The sequence below is a fragment of the Nocardia kruczakiae NBRC 101016 genome, from assembly GCF_001612965.1.
Classification (GTDB): domain Bacteria; phylum Actinomycetota; class Actinomycetes; order Mycobacteriales; family Mycobacteriaceae; genus Nocardia; species Nocardia kruczakiae.
In genome coordinates this window covers 111,693-135,972 of sequence record NZ_BDBL01000003.1, presented here as the reverse complement: position 1 = coordinate 135,972, position 24,280 = coordinate 111,693, and the positions used below count along the sequence as shown (strand labels likewise).

Below are 24,280 nucleotides of genomic sequence, written 5' to 3'. Positions count from 1 at the left end.
CGACCGGGCCGGGGGGTGTGGCAGCGCGCACGCGGAATCTCGTTGCGGCTGAGTGGAATTCGCCGACCATCCGAATGGCAAACGCAGAAAACCCCTGACCGGCATCCGGAGTCAGGGGTCTTCGTGTGGAGTGCGCCATCAGGTACTCGAATCCCGAACCCGCTGTTGAGGGTTCGGGATTCGCGGGTATTCACAGCCAATCACCAGCAGTCCCTATTGCCTGGTCTGCCTGCGGTTACTCCGCGGTACACCCCGCGCTCGCCAGAGTGCTCGTCCACGCGGTCATGGCGCTGGTGGTCGACCTCGGACAATGGATGGGCACCCACATTCCGAATGCGGCGCCGCAAGAGTCGAACACCTCATGGCCGTCATGCTGCTCGGCGAAGGTAGGCCCACCGACTAGCTGGCCGGGGGCTATGCCATATCGTCGCCTGAGGTGAAATCCCTTCCGGCCTATCGGTCGACGCTCGGCTCGGTGACGAGCCGCGCGGTCTCGGTACCCAGTCGCACCAGTGTTGCGACGAACTGGTCACGCGTCAGCGCGAGAGTGCCGCTCAACCACATGGCGACCACGTGCGTGGTGCCGGATATCAGCACTTGCGCCAGCATGATCTGTCGCGCGGTGCTGTCGGCTCGGCCGGTGATCATCGCCAGGAGTTGATCGACGAAGGCGGCCACCGCCCGCTCACGCGCGGCGAGCAGGTGCGGATATCCCGCCGATTCGATGTAGAGGCGGGCGACGCGGGAATCATCGAAGGCGTCCAAGATCGCCTCGACCGCAACGGTGACCACTCCTGCCGGCGTGTCGACGGTGCGGGGGTCGGCCAGGTCGATCGTCCGGGCGACGTCGGAAAGGACGTCTGTCAGTGCAATTGCCAATAGAGCGTCCAGGCTCTCGAAGCTCTCGTAGAAGTATCGCTTGGAGAGCTTCGCCTGCTGGCATACCGCGAGGACCGTCAGCGAAGCCACGCCACCCTCGAGTATGAGGTCGAGGGCGGCTTCGATCAGTTGGGTGCGGCGGTCGATGCGCCTCTCCGAGGCGCTGGCACCCGCGTAGCGCCGTCCGGCCTCGCTGTCGATGTTCGGCATCGTCCCATCTTGACAGGTGCTCCCGGACCGCTAAGCTCCAATCAAGAACTGATACGTTCCAGTTCCTGATTGGAGTTGCGATGCTGTGCTGTGTCCTGGGAATCGCGGTGTTGGCGGCGATCGGGTCTGTGTTCCGCGCCCCTCTCGAGTGGTGGCGCGGCGGGATCCGGGACTCCTCCAACGCTTTTCCACCGTCAGCGCGCTTCGGACTCGGCGAGGTCGACGCGAGCACCGGAGCTGTGCGGTGATTCCCGAGGCTGACCCGGAGGTGGTCGGGCGCGAGGTCGCCGCGCGGCTGTTCCCGGAGAATCCGCCGCTCTTCGGACCGACCACGCGGCACGTATTGATCCGAGTCGCGATGGTTTGGTGGGCGATATGGGTGCTGGGGGCTCTGCTGATCTCGGTGGGAGGGCCACAAGCCCAGGTGGTCGGAGCGGGATTGCTCTTGCCCGGCGCCGGATTCATCTCCCACGGGCATTGGCCTTTGGCGGTGGTGGCGATCGCAGCGCTCGGGCTCTCGGTGTTGATCTGGTGGATGATCGGCGCGGTCGTGCTGCCTGTCGGCGTATGGACCGCGGCGGTTCTGCTGCCCTTGTGGCATGACCACCTACACGCGGGCGGTTGGACGACGCCGCACGTGGTAGCGGCCTGCGTCGTCCCCGGTGTGGTCGCACTGCTCCTGGTGATCCACACCGTGCGTCACCGGATTCGGACACGGCGGGCGGTCGTGCTCAACACCGAACTCCGCTCCGTCCGGTTCGTGGAGACGGCGCTGCCCTCGAGCGAGGTATTGCCGGTCGCGGAGGCATCCGAGGACGATCTCGCTCGCCTGCGGTTCGCGCTCGATCTCGCCCTGCAACCCATTGCCGAATTCGCCGGTTTCGACGACAGGGACCAGTTCCGAGAGGCGGCCCTCCGCTATCAACTGTGCATCCTCGGGTACGCGCTCTCGGTCTACCGCTACACCCACACGCCGGCTTTCGCCGGGTATCTGACCGAGGCGCAGCATCGGGCGATCATCAAGATGGGTGATCGCCGGGTGTGGGGATATTGGGCGCTGGAGAACGCGTGGGGCCGGATGTCGCTGAAGCGAGATCCGGTGGACAATGCCGACAACGTCATGCTCACCGGCTGGCAGGGGGCGGCCGTGGGAATGTTCGAGACCCTCGAAGACGACCGCTTCTCGCGGCCGGGCGCGTTGCGCTACGCGTGGTCGGACAACGAGCACTACGACTACGATTTCGGCGCGCTCGCCGAATCCATCGTCCGCAACATGCGGCGGTCACCGTACACGTTGTTCTCCTGTGAACCGCGGTGGATCTATCCGGTGTGCAACACCTTCGCCGCCAATACCTTGCTGATGCACGACCGTCTGCGCGGATCCCGCTACTTCGCCGAGGTCGAGCACGATCTCGGCCGCGCGTATCGCGAAGAGTTCCACCGCCCGGACGGCAAGATGATCGGCGTACGGTCGGAGACTCTCGGCCTGTCGTGGCACCTGTGGTCCAGCGAGGGAGTACAGATGCCGACCACCTACTGGATGCACTCGTTCATGCCCGATCTGGCACTGCGCTCATGGTGGATGATGCGAGACAAGGTCCTTCGGCGCGACGGCGACCGATTCCTGCTTCCACCGACCCCGGCCAATCGCTGCGATGCCGGAAGCTACGCCTTCGGACGGCAGTCCTTCGCGCAGGTTTTCCTGGCTATGGCGGCACGCGAGGTCGGGGACGAAGAAGTCGCCACAGCCGCGCTGCGCTACGTCGAGGAGATGGAGACGACTCGCCGCTCCAACGGCGTCGCTCGGTACGCGGTTCTGTCGACACAGGGCAACCTGTACTCGCTGATGGCGCGCTTCGGACGACGCTCGGGCATGCGCGACCTGATCGGATTCGGCCTGCCCGAAGTGTGGAAGAAAGGCCCCCGCATCGCCGCCGCCGCCTACCCGGACGTGCTCGTCGCACATGCCGTGTCGGACGGCGCGGCACTCGACGCGGTGCTGTACCCGGGCGCGGGTCCGGTGCGAGCGACCCTTGTGCTCGACCGGCTCGTTCCGGATCGCTTGTACCGCACCCTCGGAACGACGGAGACCGCAGTCCGAGCGGATGGGTCGGGCAGAGCAACCGTCCAAGTCGACACGGGGACCAGGACGCCTATTCGAGTGGAGCCACGAGCATGACGATGACGACAGGTTTCGCGGTGCGGCGGCGGATGAACCGCCTTGATCCCCGAACCGACGCTTTCGAGATCGCCCGCCTGTCGATGGTCACCCTCCACGGGAACGAGCGGCTGACCTACGCCCTGTTCACAGTGGCTTTCCTCAAGCAGGTGGCGGTGCCCGAAATGGCGCGAACCCTCTACCGGCGAGGCCGCGGCGACATCGTGACCGATGCCACTCGGCGAAACGACGACACCCTGGTGTTCTTCGGACAACTGCTGGACCACGGACCCGACTCCGAGGTCGGCCGCGCATGGATCAGCAGGCTGAACGAGATCCACTCGAACTTCCCGATCCGCAACGCCGACGCGATCTACACCCTGGCAACTCTCGCGCTGGACCCGCACGCGCTCACCTCGGCGCTGGGGCGCTCCCCGTTCTCGGCCCGGGAACTCGATGCGCACTGGAACTTCTGGCGCGCGGTCGCGGTACATCAGGGCCTGGTAGACATACCGGAGACGCGGGACAGGCTCGAAGATTGGGCGAGAGCGTACGAATCATCGCAGTACCAGGGATCGAAGGCAGGCCGGGAGATAGCTCGATCATTGATCGACGCCTTCGGTGAGCGGGTGCTGCCGCGGTATCTGAGGCCGTTCAGAACGGAGATCGTTTCGGCCCTGTGCCCCGAGCAGTTGCGTGCCGCCCACGCACTTCCCCGCCCAAGCCCCTGGCTGAAACGGGCACTCGGCGCCCTCGTCACCCTCTACGTCCTCACCCTGCCGATACGGCTCGTGCCGGCCGACCGCTCCCTGGCCGCACTCTTCGGTGACACGCGCTACGGCAGACGTGAACCCCGACAGGTCGGGTATCGACCGTCGACCCATGACGAGTACGCCGAATGAACTGATGCCGGGGCGTACACCACTCCGCCGGAAGCAACCCGCCGATGGGGCTGCTGCATTGATGAATTGACAGGAGTTGTGCGGCTGTCGTATCCGAGCCCGCTGTGCCGGGAACATCTCCTGTCGTTCGGCGAGGTCGTATTCACTCCCCCCATCTGGATTGGCTCACCATCCGTTCCAGACTCGTCATGTGTGGGGGCATCGACCTTTCCCGGACGAGTTCGCCAGCAATGGTGTAAATCGGCGCCTTGTCCGGACGTGCAGTGGCTTGGTCGACGATGATGTCGACCAAGGTGCGCGCCAGCGACAGGCGTGGATAGGCTCTGTGGATCACCGCCGCCTGCGGATCGCTCACCGCCTCGGGGAAGAGCCCGCCATCCACGGCGATACCGCTGCGCGTCAGTTCACACAGGGTGCCGCGACGTTCGGCGATGCCCGGCGAGGTATGCAGGGCGATGGCCATCCAGACCTCGTCGACATCGGTCGCGGCAAGGCCGTGACCAGTGAGGACCTCCGCGGCGACATCAGCGCCGTCGACCTCGAAACGCTGATCACCGTTACCGCGTTCGCTGAGACCGATATCGTGGAGCACGCACGCGGCGAATAGCAATCGTGTGTCGAAATCGCGGTCCGCCACCATGCCGCGGTGCGACGCGAGTAATCGGGCGAACAAAAAGCTTCGAATGCTGTGGTTGGCCACCGCCGGCGCCTCCGCCGCGACTACGAGTTCGACCACCGAGTTCGTCCACGGCGCTGTCGGGAGAGCAAGCAATTCCGCGTCGCCACTACGCAATCGATCAATCATCCCGTCATCATCGACGCCTTCACCCCTGCCCGCGAGTGGCAGGAATGCCAATATACGTAATATTACTGCCATGTCCGTCCATCAGGTCGCCATCCTCGCGCTGGATGGCGTGATTCCCTTCGATCTCGCCATACCCACTGGCATATTCGGCCCGCACACCGAGACTCCCTACCGGTCGAAGGTCTACGGCCTACGCGGCGAGGTCGGGACAACCGGCGGTTTCTCCCTGTCTGTGGAAGGCCGGATCGATGACCTGCTCACCGCCGACACCATCATCGTTCCGGGCTATACGCCCCACCGTGTCCCGCCATCGCAAGCGTTGGACGCACTGCGCGCGGCGCACCAGCGAGGCCGACGGATGGTGTCCATCTGCACCGGCGCGTTCGCGCTGGCCGCAGCAGGAATTCTCGACGGCCGACGGGCGACAACGCATTGGCGCCACGCCGACGAACTGGCCGCCGACTATCCCTCGGTGACGGTCGACCGCGATGTCCTCTATGTCGACGAAGGCCAGATCCTGTCATCGGCAGGGGTCTGCTGCGGCATCGATCTATGTCTGCACATCGTCCGCCGCGATCTCGGCGCACACGTCGCCAATGAGATCGCGCGAGCCATCGTCGCCCCACCACATCGCGACGGCGGACAGGCACAATACATGCGAACACCAGTGGGCGCCGACACCGCAACGACCTTGACCGCAACCCGCACATGGGCGTTGGAACGTCTCGACGAACCGCTCACGGTCGCCGCCCTGGCGCGCCATGCCAACACTTCTTCGCGCTCCTTTGCCCGACGTTTTGTCCAGGAAACTGGATCGACCCCCCTTCAATGGCTGCTGATGGCGCGGCTCGACTCTGCCAGAGAGCTACTCGAACGCGATGACGTCTGCATCGATGAAATCGCCCGGCGGTGCGGTCTGGGCAGTGCGGCCAACCTGCGACTGCATTTCCGCAGACACTTCGATACAACACCCACTGCCTACCGCCGCACCTTTTCCCACCGATCGGAATGATCGGTGCAACGGCGGTCGTCGAGCAATGCCCCACGCCGACCTCAGCCCGAACCTGCGCGAGGCACTCGGCTCGTCCACGATCTCGGCGTTTTTCGCCCGCGCGTAGTCCAGCGAATGTGTCGACAGCTCGAACGAAGGGGACCACCTCCAGGTACCGCTCACACATCACGGCTGACCGGCCGGCGAAGAGGAACCTTTTCGGATCGTTCGGCGGCAATGTAAACGTTGTTGTTGTATCGGCCCCGGCGCTTCGCGCCCCACCGACCGGCAGCTACGCCATGTCCGCCCGAAATTCGGCAGATACTGCGGCGTCCCCGGCTCGAACCCACAACCTGCTGATTAATGGTCGCTGGGCTGAGAGCCCAATGTGGCTGGATACGGTCGGTGGTTATCAGCGGGCTGGGTGTCGCGGAGAGGACTGTCCAGGCCAGTGACGTCACGTCTTCGGTGTGTCGGGTGTTCAGGTCGTTTGCCGGGGTTGAGGTCGTAGCCCGTCGAGGATGATTCGGGCGATGTGTGCCGAGCGCGCTGGGTTGATTTCGGCGTTCGCGTGGTGGATTGCAGCGAAGGCGCCTGCGACGAGGGCCATGAGTTCATCGACGGTGACGTCGTCGCGGACGACACCGGCGGTGCGTGCGCGATCGAGTAGGTCGGCAACGTGGCGGGTGAGATCTGCTGCAACCCTGGGGGCAGCGGTGCGCAGGTCGAACTCGGCTGCCGCGAGCGCGCTTTTGACCGCCCGGTTTTCGGCGCCATTGGCCATCATCCGCGAGAGCAACACGAATAGTGCTGCGGGATCATCGGTCTCGGCCAATCCGTTGGCCTCGCCGATCAACTGCTCGAGCTGATCGGTCGCCACGGCCAGATAGAGCGTCTCCTTACTGGGGAAGTGCCGGTGGACCGTGCCGGGTCCGACGCCGGCATCACGGGCGATCTCGTCCAGCGAGACGCCGAGGCCGCGCTCGGCGAACAGTCGTTGTGCGGCCTGCAGGACTCGCTGGCGATTGCGACGCGCGTCGGCTCGCAACTCCCGATCCCGGCCGTGCGACCTGGACGGTTCCGGCAAGGCGGGACGGGACGGTCTGTTGGTCATATCGAAACCGAGCATAACCGGGGCGGCGCACCGTATGCTGCTCCTATAACCGGGGCGGCGCACCGCTTACTGACTCGCGGCGCTGATCGAGAGGAGATAGAACCGATGACCACCGACGATGCCGGCGCTCTGGTGCTGCGGATGCAGGAGTGCTTCAACACCCGGGAGTTCGACCGGGCCGACGAACTGATCGCCCCCGACTTCGTCAACCACACCCTCGGCACTACCGGGTTCGAATCGGGTAAGAACGCCTGGCGCAGTATTGTTGCCCGATTCCCCGACTGGCGGGTCGTCGCCGAGGACGTTCTCGTCGACGGCGACAAAGTGGCTGTACGCTCCTCGATCGAGGGTGTCCCGACCGAGGACGGCAACCCGCAGCCGATGCTGATCGAAATCTTCCGCATTGCCGGCGGCCGGATCGCGGAGACCTGGGGACTCGGTCAAGGGCTGCCGTTCAGCGTGTCCTGGATGTAGCCGACCTGATCCTTGGTTCAGATGTGCGTCCAGGGGAGGCGCTGGCGGCGTCGGGGACCAGTTCGATCTCGAGGCCAAACCGGCGGGCCTGACCTGGGAAGTAAGTGCGCCATCAGGGACTCGAACCCCGAACCCGCTGATTAAGAGTCAGCTGCTCTGCCAATTGAGCTAATGGCGCTTGGACCTCCGGATCGGGCCTGCAGGCTCCGTTCCGGTGCGGGAGAAACCATAACAGTTGGGTAGGCGGAAAGTGAAATCGCCTGTTCAAAGGCTGTTGGAGGGGGGATCGTGATCTTGCGTGAATGCGGTAACGGTTGGCGGGCCGGAAAGGATGAATCGGGCAAGAGTGTGCGGGGCCGGCTCGTCGTGTTTACCCGGTTGCGACCCTTCCACCTGGCAGAATGGGTGGGCGCGGTCTCGACCGATCCCCGCATGCGTGGTGGGTTGAGCAGCGTGGCTGGGCTTCCCGGTTGCGCACGAGGCATGAAACGGGGTTGCACATGGGTGGACGTCGAGGCTCGCGGCGGATGAAAGTCGTGGCGGGGTGGTTGGGCGTGGTGTCGATGCTCGCCCTCGCGCTGACCGGGTGCAGTGATTCCGGGGCAACGGGTGGTGGATCGGTGATCGAGGCGAATTCGGCCATCGACCTGGTCACACCGAAGGTGGTGACGCCGATTGCCGACGGCGCCGTCGGGGTTTCGCCGGCCGATCCGATTCCGGTGCGGGTGGACAACGGGAAATTGACCGCTGTCACGTTACTCACACCGGATGGCACTCCGGTGGCGGGGCAGATCGCGTCGGACGGTACCTCGTGGCAACTGACCGATCAGCTCGGCTTCAACCGTACGTATCGCCTGCAGGCCGAGGCGGTGGGGATCGGTGGCACCACCTCGACGGCCATCAGTTTCACCACCCTCGCCCCGCGCAACAAGACGCATCCGTGGTTGCTGCCCGGGGAGAACGAGGTCGTGGGAATCGGTCAGCCGGTCGCGATCCAGTTCGACGAGAACATTCCGGATCGCCACGCCGCGCAGGATGCGATCAAGATCACCACGACGCCGGCGGTGGAGGGCGCGTTCTACTGGGTGAACAATCGCGAAGTGCGTTGGCGCCCTGAGCATTTCTGGGCTCCGGGAACCAAGGTCACGGTGGATGTGAACACCTACGGCCGCGATCTGGGCGGCGGCCTGATCGGTGACTCCGATATCCATTCCAGCTTCACCATCGGTGATCCGATGGTCTTCACCGCCGACGACAACACCAAGATGGTCACCGTCGAACGCAACGGCCAGGTGATTCGAACCATGCCGACCTCGATGGGCAAGGACTCCACGCCCACCCAGAACGGTATCTACATCATCGGCGACCAGTTCGACCATATGATCATGGATTCGTCCACCTACGGTGTCGCCGCCACCGGCCCCAACGGGTATCGCACCCCGGTCGACTGGGCGACACGCATGTCCTACAGCGGCATCTTCATGCATTCGGCGCCGTGGTCGGTCGGCCAGCAGGGCTATTCGAATACCAGCCACGGCTGTCTGAACCTGAGCCCCGAAGATGCCCGCTGGGTCTACGAGAACGCCAAGCGCGGTGATATCGCGATCGTCAAGAACACCGTCGGTGACACCCTGTCCGGTGTCGACGGACTCGGCGACTGGAACATCTCGTGGGCGGACTGGAAGGCCGGCAACGCCGACACCAACCGCTGACCGCTGGTGATGATGCGGGCGTTCCGGATATCCGGAAGGCCCGCTCGTCGTTCGGGTCTCATGCGGTGATCCGACGCTACACTTGCTTGCGCCGATCCACTCCCGCGATATCCGGGGCCGAGGTGCGCAACACCGTGGCCTCCCGAAATCGCTTGTGTTCGTGGCTCTTCCGGAGCGTTCTCTGCTCCGCCGGGTGGTCGGCTGTGGCTCCCGGTGCGATTCGGTCTCGACTTGCTGAAGGGTCAGGTCCTCATGGGTGTGGGAGATCGGTACGCGGTGACGTCCGTCGCTTCGGTGATCGTTGCCGTTCTCGCGGTGACAATGGCTTCTGCTTCCGGTATCGCGGTCGCTGAGTCGATGGATCCGCCGGCGCGCTTCCTGCGGCAACATCTCGCCTGGCGTCCGTGCGAGGACGCGGCCCTGGTGGCGGAGGGCGCGGTCTGCACGGATATCGAGGTGCCACTCGACTACGCCGACCCGGGCGGGCCGAGCATCCCCATCGCGGTTTCGCGAATTCCGGCGAGCGACACAGCACACCGTCGCGGTGTGCTGCTGACCAACTCGGGCGGGCCGGGTACGCCGGGGCTCGATGCGTTCGACCTCGTCGGTGATGTGCTCGAACCGGAGGTGCTGAGCCGCTACGACCTGATCGGATTCGACCCGCGTGGCGTCGCCCGCTCCGGGCGCCACCAGCGCTGCGGATGGCCGGTCGCGACCCCGATCCGCTCGGCAGGTGTCGGGTTACCCGGATTCGTCACCGAAACGGCCCTGCAGGCGCAGCTGGCCGCCGAGTGTCTGGTGGGAGCTGATCGGAACTGGATGCGGCAGCTCAGCACGCGCAACACCGCCCGCGATATGGACGTGATCCGCGCGGCGCTGGGTGAGGACCGCATCAGCTATTACGGCGTGTCCTACGGAACGTATCTGGGCGCGGTCTACTCGCAGTTGTTCCCCGGGCGCTCCGATCGCATGGTGCTCGACAGTGCCATCGATCCCCAGCGCTATTGGCTCGGGTTGCAACAGGACTGGGGGCCGGCCGTGGAAGCGGCCTTCGACGACTGGGCCGCCTGGGTAGCGGTTCGTGATCGGCAGTATCACCTCGGCGACTCCGCGCCCGAGGTGCGCCGGCAAGTCGAGGCCCTGATCGACCGGGCGTCGCTGTCGCCGATCGTGGTCGAGGGCTTCGGCTTCGACGATCATCTGCTGCCGAATCTGCTGTGGACGATGTTGCGGGACGCGCGCTTGAACGACGCCCTGGCGGCCTCGATGCGGGCCGTTGCCGACGCGGCGCAGGGACGTGCACCGGAGGTGCCCCCGCAGCTGCACCAGCAGATCGAGTATTACGAGCACGACGAGGATTCGGTCATGGTGCAGATCTGGTGTGCGGACGCACCGATGCCCGCCGATCCCGCCTGGTATTGGAATGCGATCCAGGCGGCCCGCCCGAGTCAGCCGATCTTCGCCGCGCTGGCCGGCAATGTCCAGCCCTGTGCGTTCTGGCCGCCGCCGGTGGAACCGCCCACCGTGGTCGACAATGCGGTGCCCGCACTGATCCTGTCCGCCACCGGCGACAACCGGACGCCGCACGCGCACTCCGTGGCACTGCATCGGCAGATGTCGGGGTCTCGCTTGATCACCTTGGCCGACACCAGGATCCACATGGTGCTGCGTCCCGGTCTGAGCACCTGCATTCTCGACACGACCAATGACTATTTCCGGGACGGGGACTTCCCCACAGACGACCGCACCTGCCGACCCACCACACTCATCGAATGAGTCGTCCGATCGGCGCGGGCGGAAGGCCGAGGCCTCGGATCGATGACAAAGGGGCAGGTCCGGAATCTCTTCCGGACCTGCCCCTTGCAGGGTGACCGACGGGACTCGAACCCGCGACAGCCAGGATCACAACCTGGTGCTCTACCAACTGAACTACGGTCACCATTGCCGGTAACAACCGGCGCGGTAGATGGTAGCGCGAAGACCGCCGGGAAACCTAATCGGCGGGTGTGGCGGGTGGCTGGGGGCCGGTGGAACCGGCGCTGACCTGCGCGGCGATCTCCGCGATCTCCGCGCTGGAGGGTCCGGGGGCGGCAACGAACGCGGTCCGCCGGTAGTACCGGAGCTCCCGGATGGACTCCTCGATATCGGCGAGGGCGCGGTGCGCCAGGCCCTTCTCCGGCTGGCCGAAGTAGATGCGCGGATACCAGCGCCGGCACAGTTCTTTGATGGAGCTCACATCGATCATCCGGTAGTGCAGATGGGCGTCGAGTTCGGGCATGTCGCGGGCGATGAAGCCGCGGTCGGTAGCGATGGAATTGCCGGCGAGCGGCACGGTGCCGGGGATGGGGACCCACTCGCGCACATAGTCGAGAACCTGCTGCTGCGCCTGCTCCATCGTGACCGTGGAGCGGCGCACCTCCTCGGTGAGGCCGGATTTGGCGTGCATTTCCTGCACCACCGGCGGCATCGCCGCCAACGCGTCGTCGTCGGCGTGGATGACGATATCGACTCCGTCGCCGAGGATATTCAGATCGCTATCGGTTACGAGCGCGGCCACCTCGATCAGCTTGTCGCTGTCCAGGCGCAGGCCGGTCATCTCGCAATCCATCCACACCATCAGTTTGTCGGACACCCCGGCAACCTTAGTGCGCGGACGGTGCGAATCGGACCGACCGCACCGGATGCGCGCCGTCCGGCCCGTTACGGCCGCTTTCCGGCAAACCTCCCGCTACAGTTTTGCCCAGGTGCATGCGTGATTCCAGCGGTGGGCAGGGCGACGGAGGATCGGCGATGACATCCGAGGACAAGGCGGCGAAGGCGGCGGCCGCGCGCAAGGCGGCCGAGGAAGCGGCCCGGGTAGCGGCGGAGGCGGCGGCCGCGGCGGAGGCGGCCGAGGCCGAAGCGGCCGCCGAACCGGCCACCGATGCGAAACCGGCCGATTCGGATACGGCAGCAGCGACCGCAGATGCGAACCAGGTTGCCGGCGAGACGAATTCGGTCGCACAACAGATCGCGGCGGGGTACGCCTTCGAGGGGGCGGCGCTGGAACTGGGCGCGGTCGTCGTCGGCGGGGAGATCGATCCGGCCGCGCGGGTGCGGATTCCGATGCGGACGCTGAACCGTCACGGTCTCGTCGCCGGCGCCACCGGAACCGGTAAGACCAAGACCCTGCAGGGCATCGCGGAACAGTTGTCCGCGGCAGGCGTCCCGGTGGTGCTCGCCGATGTGAAGGGCGATCTGTCGGGGCTGGCGCAGCAGGGCGAATCGAACGACAAGCTCGCCGCCCGAGCCGCGCAGACCGGTGACGCCGACTGGGCGCCGCAGGGATTTCCGGCCGAATTCGTCTCTCTCGGCACCGAGGGAATCGGTGTGCCGATTCGCGCGACCATCACCTCGTTCGGTCCCGTTCTGCTCGCTAAAGTTCTGGGGCTCAATGACACTCAGGAATCCACCCTCGGGCTGATCTTCCACTGGGCCGACACACGCGGGCTGGCACTGCTGGATCTGAAGGATCTGCGTTCGGTGATCCAGCATCTGACCAGTCCGGAGGGGAAGGAGGACCTGAAGGGGATCGGCGGGGTGTCGGCCGCGACGGCCGGGGTGATCCTGCGCGCCTTGGTGAATTTGGAGGCCGACGGCGGCGACACCTTCTTCGGTGAGCCGGAACTCGACCCCGCCGATCTGTTGCGGACCGCGGGCGGGCAGGGCGTGATCACGCTGTTCGAACTCGGATCGCAGGCGGCGCGGCCGGTGCTGTTCTCCACCTTCCTCATGTGGGTGCTGGCCGACCTGTTCCAGACCCTGCCCGAAGTCGGCGATGTCGACAAACCGAAGCTGGTGTTCATCTTCGACGAGGCGCATCTGCTGTTCGCCGACGCGTCCAAGGCGTTCCTGGAGCAGGTCGAGCAGACGGTGAAGCTGATCCGCTCCAAGGGTGTCGGCGTGTTCTTCTGCACGCAATTGCCCACCGACGTGCCCAATGCGGTGCTGTCGCAATTGGGTGCGCGGATCCAGCACGCACTGCGCGCGTTCACCCCGGACGATCAGAAGGCGCTGTCGAAAACGGTGCGCACCTACCCGAAGACCGCCGCCTATGATCTCGAAAACGCCCTCACCACAGTGGGTATCGGCGAGGCGATCGTCACGGTGCTGTCGGAACAGGGTGCGCCGACACCGGTGGCCTGGACCCGGTTGCGGCCGCCGCGATCGCTGATGAACACCATCGGCGACGACGGTATCCGCTCGCGCGTGCAGTCGAGCCCGCTGTTCGAGAAGTACGGTCGCACCGTCGACCGGGAATCCGCCTACGAGATGCTGACCGCGAAAGTCGTTGCGGCCGAACCGGAACCGCAGCCGGTGCCGCAGGGCGCCGGCGGGCGGGCGCCGGAGCCGGACGTCTCGGCGGCGGAACGGATCATGAGCAATCCGGCGGTGAAAAGTTTCCTGCGTTCGGCGGCCTCGGCCGCCGGTCGCGAGATCAGCCGCAGCCTCTTCGGCACCCGCAAACGCTGAGCGGCCTCGGACATCGGACGGTACTCGACCCGCGCCGAGACTCGTTGCCGCTCAGCCCCGATCGCGAAGCAGCAGATCCTCCACGGTCTCACGCCGCACCAGCTCCCGCATCCGGCCGTCACGGACCGCGACGATCGGCGGCCGCCCCACACCGTGGTAGGCCGAGGCCAGGCTGTGGTGGTAGGCGCCGGTGCACGGCACGGCCAGCAACTCACCGACACGCAGATCGGCGGGCAAGCGGATATCGGTGGCGGCACGGCCACACGGTGGTGTCCAGCCGCGGGGACACCATCCCCGAACGGAGGGATGGGAAGATCTCGAGCAACGTCACGGCGCATCTCCTGTGGTGCCCCGCTTTCTCCTCGACTGCGGGGGTCGCCCTCAGGACTACGCCGGTGACAGGCGCCGGAGCCGTCTCGATACGCCGTCTTGACCAGCGGCGCCGCGATCTTGACGCCGCCCTGACACCCTGCTGATCAGCCCGCCAGCTTCTTGTAGAACGAGCCGACGATCGGCGCGGTGAGCGCTCGCGGCGCGTACTGGCCGGCGACGCTCATACCCTTGCTGATCAGGCCGGGAACGACGCGCATCTTGTTGCGCGCCAAGGCGTCGATGGAGATTTTCGCGGTGTAGGCGGCCGACACCCAGATGAAATCCGGAATCTTGCTGCCGACCTCGTCCTGATCGGGGTTGTCGGTGCGGACCGGACCCGGCGCCAGCAGCGTGACGTGCACGCCGCTGCCGGTCAGTTCGCCGCGCAGCGATTCGGAGAAGGTGTTGGTGAAGGCCTTGGTCGCGGCATAGGTGGCGTTGTTGGGGATGGCCATGTTCCCGGCCGCCGAACCGGTGATCAGGATGCCGCCGCCGCGGGCGAGCATGCCGGGCAGCACCGCCAGGGTCAGATCGTGGACCGCGACCGCGTTCAGTTCCATCACCGAACGTTCGACGTCGGCGTCCAGGTCGGCGACGGCGCCGAAGGTCGCGACACCGGCGTTGTTGCACAGGATGGCGATCTCACGACCGGCCAACTCGGCCACCAGCGGCGCGCGCTGTTCGCGATCGGACAGGTCCACCGCGCGAACCTCGGCGGTCACCCCGTAGGTGTCGGTCAGCCGCTGCGCCAGCTCGGCGAGCAGTTCGCCGCGCCGGGCGACCAGGATGACCGAATAGCCGCGTTTGGCGAGCTCCTCGGCCAGGGCGGTTCCGATTCCGGAGGACGCTCCGGTGACGACGGCACGGTTGTCGGCGGTGGGTGCAGGCAAGCTCACGGTCGCCGAGCCTAGCCGGACTTCGCCTCGCCGCGGGGCTTGGGCTCGAGGAAGGCGACACCCCAGTCGATATGCCCGTGCCACACCCCGGCGATTCGTCCGCCCTGCACCGCCGGCTTCGGATCACCGGCCGGGCCACCGGCCGCACGGACCGCGGCCACCGTGGCATCGAGATCCGGAGTGCCGAAGGCGACGCCGACCAGCGCGGGCTGCTTCGTGGGGGCGGAAACGACCTCCAGGAACGCCTCGCCGACCCGGTAGAAGGCCATTTCCGGGCCCTCCGGGCCGCGCGGGTGGAAGCGCCGCCGCGGGCCGATTCCCAGCACGGCGTTCAGTGCGGTGACGGATTCGTCCAGATCCGGCACCCAGTAGACGACGTGATCGACGAACGTCACCCCGTTGGGATGGGCCGACTCGGTCTCCACCTCGTGCAGCAGTTCCGGCACACCCAGTGTCGCCGCGTCGGCCTCGATGCCGTCGAAACCCCACCCGGTGCCGGCTCCGAGCGTGCAGGAGATCCGCCCGATTCGCATCATCCCGTCATCGACCATGAAACCCAGTGCGGCCCAAGCCTTCTCGTCGCCGGGCAGACCGAGCCGGGTGAGGATCGCCATTACAGCGCCGCCGCCAGGCGGGTGCCCTGATCGATGGCGCGCTTGGCATCGAGTTCGGCGGCCACGTCGGCGCCGCCGATCAGATGGATGCGTACCCCCGCCTGCTGCAGCGGCTCGACCAGATCGCGCACCGATTCCTGTCCGGCGCACAGGATCACGGTGTCACAGTCGATGACGGTGGGCCGGTCGCGCTTGTCGCCGAAGCTGATGTGCAGTCCGCGATCGTCGATGCGTTCGTAGTTGACGCCGCCGATCTGTTCCACCCCCTTCGCCTTGATCGCCGCGCGATGTACCCAGCCGGTGGTCTTACCCAGGCTCTTGCCGAAGGGCGTCGACTTCCGTTGCAGCAGGACGACATCGCGGGGAGCGGGCGAGGGACGCGCGGCGGTCAGCTGGCCCGGTGCCTCCGGATCGTCGGCGGTGACGCCCCACTCCTGCTTCCACTCGTCGAGCTTCAGCGCCGGATGTCCTTCGACGGTGAGGAATTCGCTGACGTCGTAACCGATTCCGCCCGCGCCGATCACCGCGACCTTCTTGCCGACCGGCTTCTCCTCGCGCACCAGTTCGGCGTAGGTGAGTACCTTGGGATGATCGATCCCCGGAATGTTCGGGATGCGGGGGCGCACGCCGGTGGCGACCACCACGTGGTCGTAGCTGCCTTCGATCAGTTCGCCGGCGCTCACCCGGCGGTTCAGGAATACCCGCACTCCGGCGAGTTCCAGTTTGCGGGTGAAATACCGGATCGTCTCGTTGAACTCCTCCTTGCCCGGAATCCGCCGCGCGATATCGAACTGGCCGCCGATCTTGTCATCGGCCTCGAACAGATCCACCTTGTGGCCGCGCTCGGCCAGGTTCACCGCCGCCGAAAGGCCCGCCGGCCCCGCGCCCACGACCGCGATGCGCTGCATCCGGCGGGTGGGCAGCAGCCGCAATTCGGTTTCGTGGCCGGCCCGGGGATTCAGCAGGCAGGACACGGTTTTGTGGACGAAGGCGTGGTCCAGGCAGGCCTGGTTGCAGGCGATGCAGGTGTTGATCTCGTCGTCGCGGGCGGCCTGCGCCTTGGCGGCCCATTCCGGGTCGGCCAGCAGCGGCCGGGCCAGCGACACCAGATCGGCGTCGCCGCGGGTGAGGATCTCCTCGGCGGTCTCGGGCATGTTGATCCGGTTCGAGGCGCAGACCGGAATGTTCACGCGCGCGGTGATTTTCGCGGTGAACTCGACGAAGGCGGCGCGAGGCACGGAGGTGACGATCGTCGGCACCCGGGCCTCGTGCCAGCCGATGTCGGTGTTGATGATGCTGACGCCGGCGGCTTCCAATTCGGTTGCCAGGGCGAGGATTTCGGGCTCGGTCTGACCGTGCTCGACGAATTCGGCCATCGACAGCCGGAAGACGATGACGAAGTCCGTGCCGACCGCGGCCCGGATCCGGCGCACGATCTCCAGCGGGAAACGTCGCCGGTTCTCCGCCGACCCGCCCCAGCGATCGGTGCGCTTGTTGGTGCGCGGCGCGAGGAACTGGTTGATCAGATAGCCCTCGCCGCCCATGATCTCGACACCGTCGTATCCGGCGAACTTCGCCAGCCGCGCACAGCGCACGTAGTCCTCGATGGTGCGCTCGACGCCCTTGCCGGAGAGTTTGCGGGGGCGGAACGGGTTGATCGGCGCCTTGATCGAGGAGGCCGAAACACTGAACGGCACATAGGCATAGCGCCCGGCGTGCAGAATCTGCAGGGCGATCTTGCCGCCCTCGGCGTGCACCGCCCTCGTGATCGCGCGGTGCCGGTAGGCCTCGGTCTTGTTGGTGAGTTTGGCGCCCAGCGGCAGCAGCCAGCCCTCGCGGTTGGGTGCGTAGCCGCCGGTGATGATCAGGCCCACGCCGCCGCGGGCGCGCTCGGCGAAATAGGCGGCGAGCCGGTTGGTATCCCAGGCGCGATCTTCCAGCCCGGTATGCATCGAACCCATGACCACGCGGTTGCGCAGCGTGGTGTGGCCCAGATCGAGTGGCTCGAACAGGTGGGGATACGAATGCGGCGAATCGGAATTCGCGGTCATGGGATCACCTTTCGGGAACGGAATCCGGTTGCGTGGCTGAGGCTTCCGGATCGGGTGACGAACGCAGCGCACCCCGCAGCCCGGCCAGTACCTCGTCGCACCATTCGACGAAGCCGACCTCGACCCGGATCCCGCCCCGCAGCACGAGATACTGGTAGAGAGCGGTGCCGGTGAGCCGGTCCGGGGCGGGGAAGTCCTTCTTCTCGATGAGGCGGTACAACTCCAGCCGCTGGGCGTGCTGGTCGCGATGGCGTTCGACCTCGGCGCGCAGCGCTACCGGATCGCCGTGTGCGGCGGCGCGGATCTTGACGCCGAGTTCGCTGCGCAGCGGGCCGATGTCGTCGGTCGGCTCCGCAATCCAGCGCGCCAGTTCGGCGTGTCCGGCATCGCTGACGGTGTAGACCTTCTTGTCCGGCCGCCCGTCCTGAGCGATCGCCTCGCCGGTGACCCAGCCGCGTTCCTCCATGCGCTTGAGCACCCGGTAGATCTGCTGATGTGTTGCGCTCCAGAAGAATCCGATCGATTTGTCGAATCGGCGCGCCAGTTCGTACCCCGAACCGGCTCGCTCGCTCAGCGATACCAGCAGCGCGTGTTCGAGGGCCATGCGGTGAGGTTAACCGATACCCTCTGTACTATGCAACGTGGTGCATATTCCCGGCCAGGGGAGCTGGAACTGCGAGAACCCTGTGAGCACGTGCGGTTTTCTGTATCATCACCCGCGGTGCTCTGCACTATCTCGGATACGGGAAGGGCGCCTCGCACGGCCGAAAGGCCCGCGGGGCGTCCTTCTGTATGAGGAGCGGGCGAAGACTGCCGGCCCCGCGATCACTACAGCGCATACGGCTTCCACGGCGGCTGTGAGTGCGACCGCATGCGCTGCCGTTGCGACGGTGGTGCCGAAGACCGCGAGAAAAACCGAGCCGAATGTCGCGACACCCGTCACCATGCCCAGTTGTGAGCACGTCACGAGCAGGCCACTGGCATCGGCGGCCCGTTCGGGTGGCACCTTGGCCAGAGAGCGGGTCATCGACGGGCCGTAGGCCAGGGCGAAACCGGCGCCCAGAAAACCCAGCAACACCACCTCGGCCGCACCGATCCGGCGGCCGTCGCCCAGGAGCCGGCCGAGCGCGCCGATCGCCGTCCCGGCCACAACCAATCCGGCCGGCACGAGAAAGCCCTGCCACCGCTGCGGCAGCCGGGACCAGGTCATACTCGTGAGCGCGAAAACCGCTCCACAGGGTAGGAATACGAGCCCGGCGTGCAGGGCCGAATACCCGAGGGTGGTCTGAAGGTAGATGGCGGTGACGAACATCCAGCCGCTGAACATCGCCATCACCAGCAGCAGCGTCACACCGGCCGGCGCCATCCCCGGCGCCCGAAGGACTCGCAGTGCGAACAACGGCTCTCCGCCGTTACGGTGCGCGCGCCGTTCGACCCAGGCAAAGCACGCGAAACACGCTGCGGCACTGAGGAATGCGTACCACGTCCACGCCGGCCAGTGCTGTTCGTGGCCAAGGACGAGCGGTAGCACCAGCAGCAGAACGGCAGGTGTCAGGGTCGCGAGTCCGGCGGGGTCCAAGCGGCGCGGGCGGGTCGGGGCGATCGCGGGCACCACACACAAGGTCGATGCGAGCAACAACGTGCCGATCGGCACATTGACCAGGAATACACCGCGCCAACCCGTTCCGGCGAAATCGCAGTCGACGATCAGCCCGCCGGCGATCTGGCCCACGATGGTGGCGCCGGAGGCTACCGCCGCGAACAGCGACAGTGCCCGAATACGCGCGCTGCCGGTGAAATTGTGCTGCAGCAGTGTCACCACCTGCGGCACCAGTGCGGCGGCCCCCGCGCCCTGGATGAAGCGAAAGACTATGAGCGATATCGGATTCCACGCCAGTCCGCAGGCGAGCGACGATACGGTGAACAATGCGGATCCCAGCAGGAAGGTCCGGCGCTGGCCCAGCCGGTCGCCCAGGCGCGCACCGGTCACGAGCAGAACCGCATAACTGATCACGTAACCGGAGACGACGAGTTGCAGTGCAGAACCGTCGGCGTGCAACGAGTCGCGGATCGTCGGGACCGCGACATTGACGATCGAGCCGTCCAGTACGGCCATGAACTGGCCCAACAGCAGAACGGCGAGCAACAGGGCCGAACGCAGCCCTGTCGGTGGATCGGTCGGCGCGGTCGCGACGCCGGGCAGTGTTCGTGTCATGTCCAGCACTGTGCGGGGATTCCGCTCCGCCGGACAGAAGCCTGCCTATACGGGTATCGGCAGCACCTGGATACCGGGTTCGGCATCGGCGACGATGGGGGCATGGTTGTTTCGGGGGATCGGGCCGTCAGCGCGACTCGGCGGCGTGAGCTGGGCGAATTCCTGAAGTCGCGGCGTGCGCGGATCCGGCCGTCGGAGGTCGGGTTGCCGGTCGGCCCGCGGCGCCGCACACCCGGGCTGCGACGCGAGGAGGTGGCGCAGCTGGCCGGGATCGGGGTCACCTGGTACACGTGGCTCGAGCAGGGGCGGCGGATCAATGTGAGTGTGCAGGTTCTCGACGCGGTCGCCCGGACGCTGTCGCTCGATTCCACCGAGCGTGCGCATCTGTACCGGTTGGCGGATGTGCCGGGGGTTCCGGCGGCGCCGGCCGAGGGGCCGATGCCGGAGGATGTGCAGGTCATTCTGGATCAGCTCGGCCCGCTGCCCTCGGCGCTGGTGTCGGCACGTTTCGACGTCCTGGCGCACAACGACGCGTATGCCGCGCTGTGTCCGACCTTGGTGGTGGGTGAACGGAACGTCATCCGCGCGGCATTTCTCACCCCGCAGTGCTGTAACCCGTATCCCGGGCAGCCCGAACAACTGGCGCGGATGGTCGGCTTCCTGCGGGCCGCCTATGTCGGATACCTGGGCGACGCGGACTGGATCCGCTTCGTCGAGGAATTGTCCTCCGCGAGTTCGCATTTCGCGCAACTGTGGAAACGCGGTGACGTGGCGCGTCCGGTCGGACGTATGCGGACCATCCGCAATCTCGCGGTCGGCGACCTCGAGATGTCGATGACGAGCCTGTCGCTGCCGACCGTGCCGGGGGCCTGGTTCCAGGTGTGGGTGCCGGTCGGCGCCGCGGAGCGCGAGCGGTTGGATCGCCTGCTGGCAATGGCGCCGGAGCAGCGTGTGCGTGCCTATCGCGACCATGCCGAGCGGGCACACCCGAGCGATGCCCCATACGTCGTGGACCGATCAGGCGGTGTGGGGTTTCCAGGCGGCCATGCCGAGGGCGATCATGCGGACCTGGCCGACGGTGCGGTCGACGACGAGGGGACGGTCGCGTAGCGGGGCGGCGACGAAATCGGCGATGTGGTCGGCGACGGTGGAGACGATCAGGTCGGCGGCCAGTTCCAGATCGTCGGTCGGCCAGGCGTCCAGCGCGGGGATTCGCGACATGTCGACCACCAATTCCCTGGTGATCAACTGCATTTCGGAGGCGATCGCGGTGCGTAGTGCCGGTGCGCCGCCGTGGCGTTCGCGGATCAGGAAGCCGTAGAGGTCCTCGCGGCCGGCGATCTGCGCGAAGACGAATCGCACCGTTTCGGCCAGGCGCGCGTCCGGGGTGCGGCGCAAGTGCCGCAGCGCCAGGCGCAGCTGTCGCACTCCCTCGTCGACGAGGGCGGTTCCCAATTCGTCGAGGGAATCGAAGTGGCGATAGAAGGCGGTGGGCACGATCCCGGCCGAGCGGGCGATCTCACGCAGGCTCAGCGCCGCGAATCCGCGCTCGGCAGCCAGGGCCAGCGTGCCGTCCAGCAGCGCTCGCCGCGTGCGCTCCTTGCGCTCGACTCGGGTTTCGGCCTGCTCGCTCATCTCGCTGAGCATACATCCGTTCACGATTGGTCCATTCGGGGAGATGTTGCATCGGTCACACCCGATGCAGGTTGAACTATTGCGGTACCGCCAGGCACACTAGTTCAGTGTACAGATGTGCACCGAAAAAGGTGCACGCGATCAAAACGACGAAGGCTGGGGAGAACCGCATGGTGGGACTGCTCGATCTGGTCCAGACACTGACCTCGCCGCACCCGCTCGACCGGTATCTGGAGTTGGTGCGACCGACACTGACGCTGCGCGATATGCGGGCCGAGATCATCGGCGTGGATCGGTCGGTGCCCGGTTCGGTGACCCTCACACTCCGTCCGACCCGGCAGTGGGCCGGTCACGAAGCCGGTCAGTTCGTGCAGGTCGGCGTGCTGATCGACGGAGTGAAGCACACCCGCTGCTATTCGCCGATCGATGCCGAGGCCGGACCGCGCCGCACCCTCACACTGACCGTGAAGGCACATCCGGAGGGGCTGGTGTCGCGGTATCTGCACCGGCACGCGAAGCGGGGGATGGTCGTGGACCTCGCGCCCGCCTCCGGGGTGTTCCGGCTGCCGGAGCAGCGGCCGGACAAGGTGGTGCTGATCAGCGGTGGCAGCGGTATCACACCGGTGCTGTCGATGCTGTCCACGCTCGTGGCCGAGGGGTACCGCGGCGACGTGGTGTTCCTGCACTACGCCCGCTCGCCCCAGGAGGTGCCGCATCGGGAGCTGCTCACGGATATCGCCCGGCGTCACGACAACGTCGACGTCGTGCTGGGTTATCCCGAACTGGGCCGGTCGGAGCGGCTGGACGGCGCGCCGTGGAGCTGTGCGGTCGTGCCCGGCGCGAAGTTCCTCGACTACGACGAGCTGTCGCGCATCGCGCCGTTCTTCGCGACGGCGCAGACCTACGTCTGCGGCCCGCCGCCGCTGATGGAGTCCGTGCGCCGCATCTACCAGGCCGAGGATCTCGACGACCGCCTGCACAGTGAGGAATTCGTGCTCACCGCCGCGCCGGCCGACAGCACCGACGTCGAGGGTGTCACCACCTTCTCGGTGAGCGGCACGCAGTCGGAGAACACCGGTGCGAGCCTGCTCGAGCAGGCCGAATCGGCGGGTTTGACACCGGAGTTCGGATGCCGGATGGGCATCTGCTTCTCCTGCACGGCGGTCAAGCGGTCCGGCTGCACCCGCAACCTGCGCAGTGGCGAACTGGACAGCGATCCCGATCAGCCGATCCAGCTGTGCGTCAGCGCCGCGGTCGGCGACGTCGACATCGAAATCTGAGCCGCACCGAAATCTGAAAGGGGAGAACAACTATGACCATACTCACCGAAACCGAGAACGGGCCGCTGGTCCTGTCGCCGGAACAGGTCGCCGAGATCGGCCGGGAGCTGGACGCGCTGCGCGACCGCATCACCGCCGATCTGGGGGAGCGCGACCGCGAATACATCTATTCGATCATCAAGGCGCAGCGCGGTTTCGAGATCGCCGGGCGCGGCCTGATGTACCTGGGCTTCCTGCCGCCGTTCTGGCTGGCCGGGGTGGCGGCGCTGAGCCTGTCCAAGATTCTGGACAATATGGAGATCGGCCACAACGTCATGCACGGCCAGTGGGACTGGATGCGTGAACCCGGCCTGAATTCCCGTGTGTTCGAATGGGATACGGTGTGCCCGGCCGACCAGTGGAAGCATTCGCACAACTACATGCACCACACCTACACCAACATCCACGGCCGTGACCGTGACATCGGCTACGGCGTGCTGCGCATCGACGAGGGCCAGCAGTGGAATCCGTACTACCTGGGCAACCCGGTGTACGCGCTGGCGCTGATGCTGTTGTTCGAGTGGGGCGTGATGCTGCACGACCTCGAGGCCGACAACATCGTCAAGGGCAACCGCAAGTGGGCGGATATCAAGCGCCTGGCCAAGGGGCAGATCCGCAAGGCCGGTCGGCAGGTGCTCAAGGACTACATCGTCTTCCCGCTGCTGAGCGGCCCGCTGTTCGTCTCCACCCTGGCCGGCAACGTGACCGCCAACCTGGTGCGCAACGTCTGGGCGTACTCGATCATCTTCTGCGGACACTTCCCATCGGGCGTACAGACGTTCACCGAAGAGGAGACCGAGAACGAGACGCGCGGCGAGTGGTACGTGCGGCAGATGCTCGGCTCGGCCAACATCAGCGGCAGCAAACTGTTCCACATCCTGTCGGGCAACCTGTCCCACCAGATCGAACACCACCTGTTCCCGGATCTGCCGGCCAACCGGTATCCGGAGATCGCGCCCGAGGTCCGCGCGCTGTGCGAGAAGTACGGCCTGCCCTACAACACCGGCCGGTTCAGCAAGCAGGTCGGCTCGGTCTGGCTCAAGATCTGCAAGCTCGCCCTTCCCCCGGCCATCGTCGGGAAAGGCTCGCAGCCTGGTGTTATCGTGATGCGAGAGCGGCAGGTCGAGCCGAGCGAGGTGGGCGGGTAGATGATCGGAAAATTCGAGAGCAACAAGGATCTGATCCAGGAGCTGACGTCCTCCGGGGCACGACACGTCGGCAATATCGCAACGATCATTACCGGGACGGTCTCGGAAGTGACGCGCGAAATCGGTGACTGGATCACCGATGCCATCGAGATGCGGGAGGCCGCGGCTGCGGCACACCGTGATCGGGAGGCGGCAGCCGACGTGAACGCCGGGCGCGACCACCCCGATGTGCTGGTCGACGAGCCCGAGCCGGCGCCGAATGTGAATGCGGCC

Annotated in this window: 20 protein-coding genes, 2 tRNA genes and 2 pseudogenes; 11 read left to right on the top strand and 13 right to left on the bottom strand. The window is 66.3% G+C overall.

Annotated features, from left to right (window positions below; all coding sequences use genetic code 11):
* Nucleotides 1-453: 453 nt before the first annotated feature.
* Nucleotides 454-1,089, bottom strand: a complete 636-nt coding sequence (locus tag NK1_RS03680) for a TetR family transcriptional regulator (RefSeq protein ID WP_063007148.1) — start codon at nucleotides 1,087-1,089, stop codon at nucleotides 454-456.
* A 244-nt stretch (nucleotides 1,090-1,333) separates the two neighbouring features.
* On the opposite strand from NK1_RS03680, the gene NK1_RS03675 reads away from it, so the two are divergent.
* Both NK1_RS03675 and NK1_RS03670 read left to right on the top strand, forming a co-directional pair.
* Nucleotides 1,334-3,268 carry a linalool dehydratase/isomerase domain-containing protein gene (locus NK1_RS03675; protein WP_063007147.1) on the top strand — a complete coding sequence of 645 codons (1,935 nt, stop codon included), beginning with the start codon at nucleotides 1,334-1,336 and terminating at the stop codon, nucleotides 3,266-3,268.
* Nucleotides 3,265-4,149 carry an oxygenase MpaB family protein gene (locus NK1_RS03670; RefSeq protein WP_063007146.1) on the top strand — a complete coding sequence of 295 codons (885 nt, stop codon included), beginning with the start codon at nucleotides 3,265-3,267 and terminating at the stop codon, nucleotides 4,147-4,149. Before NK1_RS03675 ends, NK1_RS03670 begins: the two co-directional genes overlap by 4 nt.
* A 142-nt stretch (nucleotides 4,150-4,291) precedes the next feature.
* Here the strand turns inward: NK1_RS03670 and NK1_RS03665 are convergent, their stop codons facing one another.
* Nucleotides 4,292-4,954, bottom strand: coding sequence for an HD domain-containing protein (locus tag NK1_RS03665; RefSeq protein WP_063007145.1), 663 nt, complete (start codon nucleotides 4,952-4,954; stop codon nucleotides 4,292-4,294).
* Nucleotides 4,955-5,024: 70 nt separating this feature from the next.
* Between NK1_RS03665 and NK1_RS03660 the strand changes: the two genes are divergently transcribed.
* Nucleotides 5,025-5,966, top strand: a complete 942-nt coding sequence (locus NK1_RS03660) for a GlxA family transcriptional regulator (RefSeq protein ID WP_063007144.1) — start codon at nucleotides 5,025-5,027, stop codon at nucleotides 5,964-5,966.
* Nucleotides 5,967-6,426: 460 nt separating this feature from the next.
* Here the strand turns inward: NK1_RS03660 and NK1_RS03655 are convergent, their stop codons facing one another.
* The gene (locus NK1_RS03655; protein ID WP_218023044.1) at nucleotides 6,427-7,074 is read right to left on the bottom strand and encodes a TetR/AcrR family transcriptional regulator; all 648 of its coding nucleotides are present in this window, start codon (nucleotides 7,072-7,074) and stop codon (nucleotides 6,427-6,429) included.
* A gap of 90 nt (nucleotides 7,075-7,164) precedes the next feature.
* Here NK1_RS03655 and NK1_RS03650 point away from each other — a divergent pair, with 90 nt between their 5' ends.
* Complete coding sequence (locus tag NK1_RS03650; RefSeq protein ID WP_063007143.1) at nucleotides 7,165-7,533, top strand: ester cyclase; 369 nt, start codon at nucleotides 7,165-7,167, stop codon at nucleotides 7,531-7,533.
* 105 nt (nucleotides 7,534-7,638) lie between these two features.
* Here the strand turns inward: NK1_RS03650 and NK1_RS03645 are convergent.
* Nucleotides 7,639-7,711 (bottom strand) — tRNA-Lys (locus NK1_RS03645).
* A 349-nt stretch (nucleotides 7,712-8,060) separates the two neighbouring features.
* On the opposite strand from NK1_RS03645, the gene NK1_RS03640 reads away from it, so the two are divergent.
* Together NK1_RS03640 and NK1_RS03635 are read left to right on the top strand one after the other, a co-directional pair.
* Nucleotides 8,061-9,245 carry a L,D-transpeptidase gene (locus NK1_RS03640; protein ID WP_063007142.1) on the top strand — a complete coding sequence of 395 codons (1,185 nt, stop codon included), beginning with the start codon at nucleotides 8,061-8,063 and terminating at the stop codon, nucleotides 9,243-9,245.
* 276 nt (nucleotides 9,246-9,521) lie between these two features.
* Nucleotides 9,522-11,021, top strand: coding sequence for an alpha/beta fold hydrolase (locus NK1_RS03635; protein WP_218023043.1), 1,500 nt, complete (start codon nucleotides 9,522-9,524; stop codon nucleotides 11,019-11,021).
* 90 nt (nucleotides 11,022-11,111) lie between these two features.
* Here NK1_RS03635 and NK1_RS03630 read toward each other — a convergent pair.
* Nucleotides 11,112-11,184, bottom strand: a tRNA-His gene (locus NK1_RS03630).
* A 54-nt stretch (nucleotides 11,185-11,238) separates the two neighbouring features.
* Nucleotides 11,239-11,877: an oligoribonuclease gene (gene orn, locus NK1_RS03625; protein ID WP_063007140.1), complete on the bottom strand. Its 639-nt coding sequence runs from the start codon at nucleotides 11,875-11,877 to the stop codon at nucleotides 11,239-11,241.
* A gap of 158 nt (nucleotides 11,878-12,035) precedes the next feature.
* Here orn and NK1_RS03620 point away from each other — a divergent pair, with 158 nt between their 5' ends.
* The gene (locus NK1_RS03620) at nucleotides 12,036-13,757 is read left to right on the top strand and encodes a helicase HerA-like domain-containing protein (RefSeq protein WP_084460551.1); all 1,722 of its coding nucleotides are present in this window, start codon (nucleotides 12,036-12,038) and stop codon (nucleotides 13,755-13,757) included.
* 51 nt (nucleotides 13,758-13,808) lie between these two features.
* Here NK1_RS03620 and NK1_RS03615 read toward each other — a convergent pair.
* The 6 genes and pseudogenes from NK1_RS03615 to NK1_RS03585 all read right to left on the bottom strand — a co-directional run.
* Nucleotides 13,809-14,009: pseudogene (locus tag NK1_RS03615) on the bottom strand (diaminopimelate decarboxylase); the annotation flags it as partial.
* 224 nt (nucleotides 14,010-14,233) lie between these two features.
* Nucleotides 14,234-15,025 (bottom strand): mycolate reductase, encoded by a 792-nt coding sequence (gene cmrA / locus NK1_RS03605; RefSeq protein ID WP_063007136.1) that lies wholly within the window; start codon nucleotides 15,023-15,025, stop codon nucleotides 14,234-14,236.
* Between the two features lie 11 nt (nucleotides 15,026-15,036).
* Nucleotides 15,037-15,639 carry a VOC family protein gene (locus NK1_RS03600; RefSeq protein WP_063007135.1) on the bottom strand — a complete coding sequence of 201 codons (603 nt, stop codon included), beginning with the start codon at nucleotides 15,637-15,639 and terminating at the stop codon, nucleotides 15,037-15,039.
* Nucleotides 15,639-17,690 carry an NADPH-dependent 2,4-dienoyl-CoA reductase gene (locus NK1_RS03595; RefSeq protein ID WP_063007134.1) on the bottom strand — a complete coding sequence of 684 codons (2,052 nt, stop codon included), beginning with the start codon at nucleotides 17,688-17,690 and terminating at the stop codon, nucleotides 15,639-15,641. The genes NK1_RS03600 and NK1_RS03595 overlap by 1 nt, the downstream gene beginning before the upstream one ends.
* Before the next feature lie 4 nt (nucleotides 17,691-17,694).
* Nucleotides 17,695-18,294 (bottom strand): PadR family transcriptional regulator, encoded by a 600-nt coding sequence (locus tag NK1_RS03590; RefSeq protein ID WP_084460549.1) that lies wholly within the window; start codon nucleotides 18,292-18,294, stop codon nucleotides 17,695-17,697.
* 108 nt (nucleotides 18,295-18,402) lie between these two features.
* On the bottom strand, nucleotides 18,403-19,905 hold the full coding sequence (locus NK1_RS03585) for an MFS transporter (RefSeq protein ID WP_218023042.1): 1,503 nt from the start codon (nucleotides 19,903-19,905) through the stop codon (nucleotides 18,403-18,405).
* A gap of 102 nt (nucleotides 19,906-20,007) precedes the next feature.
* On the opposite strand from NK1_RS03585, the gene NK1_RS03580 reads away from it, so the two are divergent.
* Nucleotides 20,008-21,015, top strand: coding sequence for a helix-turn-helix transcriptional regulator (locus NK1_RS03580; RefSeq protein ID WP_063905890.1), 1,008 nt, complete (start codon nucleotides 20,008-20,010; stop codon nucleotides 21,013-21,015).
* Here the strand turns inward: NK1_RS03580 and NK1_RS33425 are convergent.
* Nucleotides 20,923-21,540, bottom strand: a complete 618-nt coding sequence (locus tag NK1_RS33425) for a TetR family transcriptional regulator (protein WP_084460578.1) — start codon at nucleotides 21,538-21,540, stop codon at nucleotides 20,923-20,925. The two genes, NK1_RS03580 and NK1_RS33425, sit on opposite strands and share 93 nt — an antisense overlap.
* Nucleotides 21,541-21,710: 170 nt before the next feature.
* Here NK1_RS33425 and NK1_RS03570 point away from each other — a divergent pair, with 170 nt between their 5' ends.
* The 3 genes and pseudogenes from NK1_RS03570 to NK1_RS36300 all read left to right on the top strand — a co-directional run.
* Nucleotides 21,711-22,820 carry a ferredoxin reductase gene (locus tag NK1_RS03570; RefSeq protein WP_063007132.1) on the top strand — a complete coding sequence of 370 codons (1,110 nt, stop codon included), beginning with the start codon at nucleotides 21,711-21,713 and terminating at the stop codon, nucleotides 22,818-22,820.
* Nucleotides 22,821-22,852: 32 nt separating this feature from the next.
* Nucleotides 22,853-24,007, top strand: a complete 1,155-nt coding sequence (locus NK1_RS03565; protein ID WP_063007131.1) for a fatty acid desaturase family protein — start codon at nucleotides 22,853-22,855, stop codon at nucleotides 24,005-24,007.
* Nucleotides 24,008-24,190, top strand: a pseudogene (locus NK1_RS36300) (hypothetical protein); the annotation flags it as partial.
* Between the last annotated feature and the right edge of the window lie 90 nt (nucleotides 24,191-24,280).

Coding starts and splice junctions, on each gene's coding strand:
- NK1_RS03680 (WP_063007148.1), bottom strand. CDS start 1,089: ATGCCGAACATCGACAGCGAGGCCGGACGGCGCTACGCGGGTGCCAGC.
- NK1_RS03670 (WP_063007146.1), top strand. CDS start 3,265: ATGACGATGACGACAGGTTTCGCGGTGCGGCGGCGGATGAACCGCCTT.
- NK1_RS03665 (WP_063007145.1), bottom strand. CDS start 4,954: ATGATTGATCGATTGCGTAGTGGCGACGCGGAATTGCTTGCTCTCCCG.
- NK1_RS03660 (WP_063007144.1), top strand. CDS start 5,025: ATGTCCGTCCATCAGGTCGCCATCCTCGCGCTGGATGGCGTGATTCCC.
- NK1_RS03655 (WP_218023044.1), bottom strand. CDS start 7,074: ATGCTCGGTTTCGATATGACCAACAGACCGTCCCGTCCCGCCTTGCCG.
- NK1_RS03650 (WP_063007143.1), top strand. CDS start 7,165: ATGACCACCGACGATGCCGGCGCTCTGGTGCTGCGGATGCAGGAGTGC.
- NK1_RS03640 (WP_063007142.1), top strand. CDS start 8,061: ATGAAAGTCGTGGCGGGGTGGTTGGGCGTGGTGTCGATGCTCGCCCTC.
- NK1_RS03620 (WP_084460551.1), top strand. CDS start 12,036: ATGACATCCGAGGACAAGGCGGCGAAGGCGGCGGCCGCGCGCAAGGCG.
- NK1_RS03600 (WP_063007135.1), bottom strand. CDS start 15,639: ATGGCGATCCTCACCCGGCTCGGTCTGCCCGGCGACGAGAAGGCTTGG.
- NK1_RS03595 (WP_063007134.1), bottom strand. CDS start 17,690: ATGACCGCGAATTCCGATTCGCCGCATTCGTATCCCCACCTGTTCGAG.
- NK1_RS03590 (WP_084460549.1), bottom strand. CDS start 18,294: ATGGCCCTCGAACACGCGCTGCTGGTATCGCTGAGCGAGCGAGCCGGT.
- NK1_RS03585 (WP_218023042.1), bottom strand. CDS start 19,905: ATGACACGAACACTGCCCGGCGTCGCGACCGCGCCGACCGATCCACCG.
- NK1_RS03580 (WP_063905890.1), top strand. CDS start 20,008: ATGGTTGTTTCGGGGGATCGGGCCGTCAGCGCGACTCGGCGGCGTGAG.
- NK1_RS33425 (WP_084460578.1), bottom strand. CDS start 21,540: ATGAGCGAGCAGGCCGAAACCCGAGTCGAGCGCAAGGAGCGCACGCGG.
- NK1_RS03570 (WP_063007132.1), top strand. CDS start 21,711: ATGGTGGGACTGCTCGATCTGGTCCAGACACTGACCTCGCCGCACCCG.
- NK1_RS03565 (WP_063007131.1), top strand. CDS start 22,853: ATGACCATACTCACCGAAACCGAGAACGGGCCGCTGGTCCTGTCGCCG.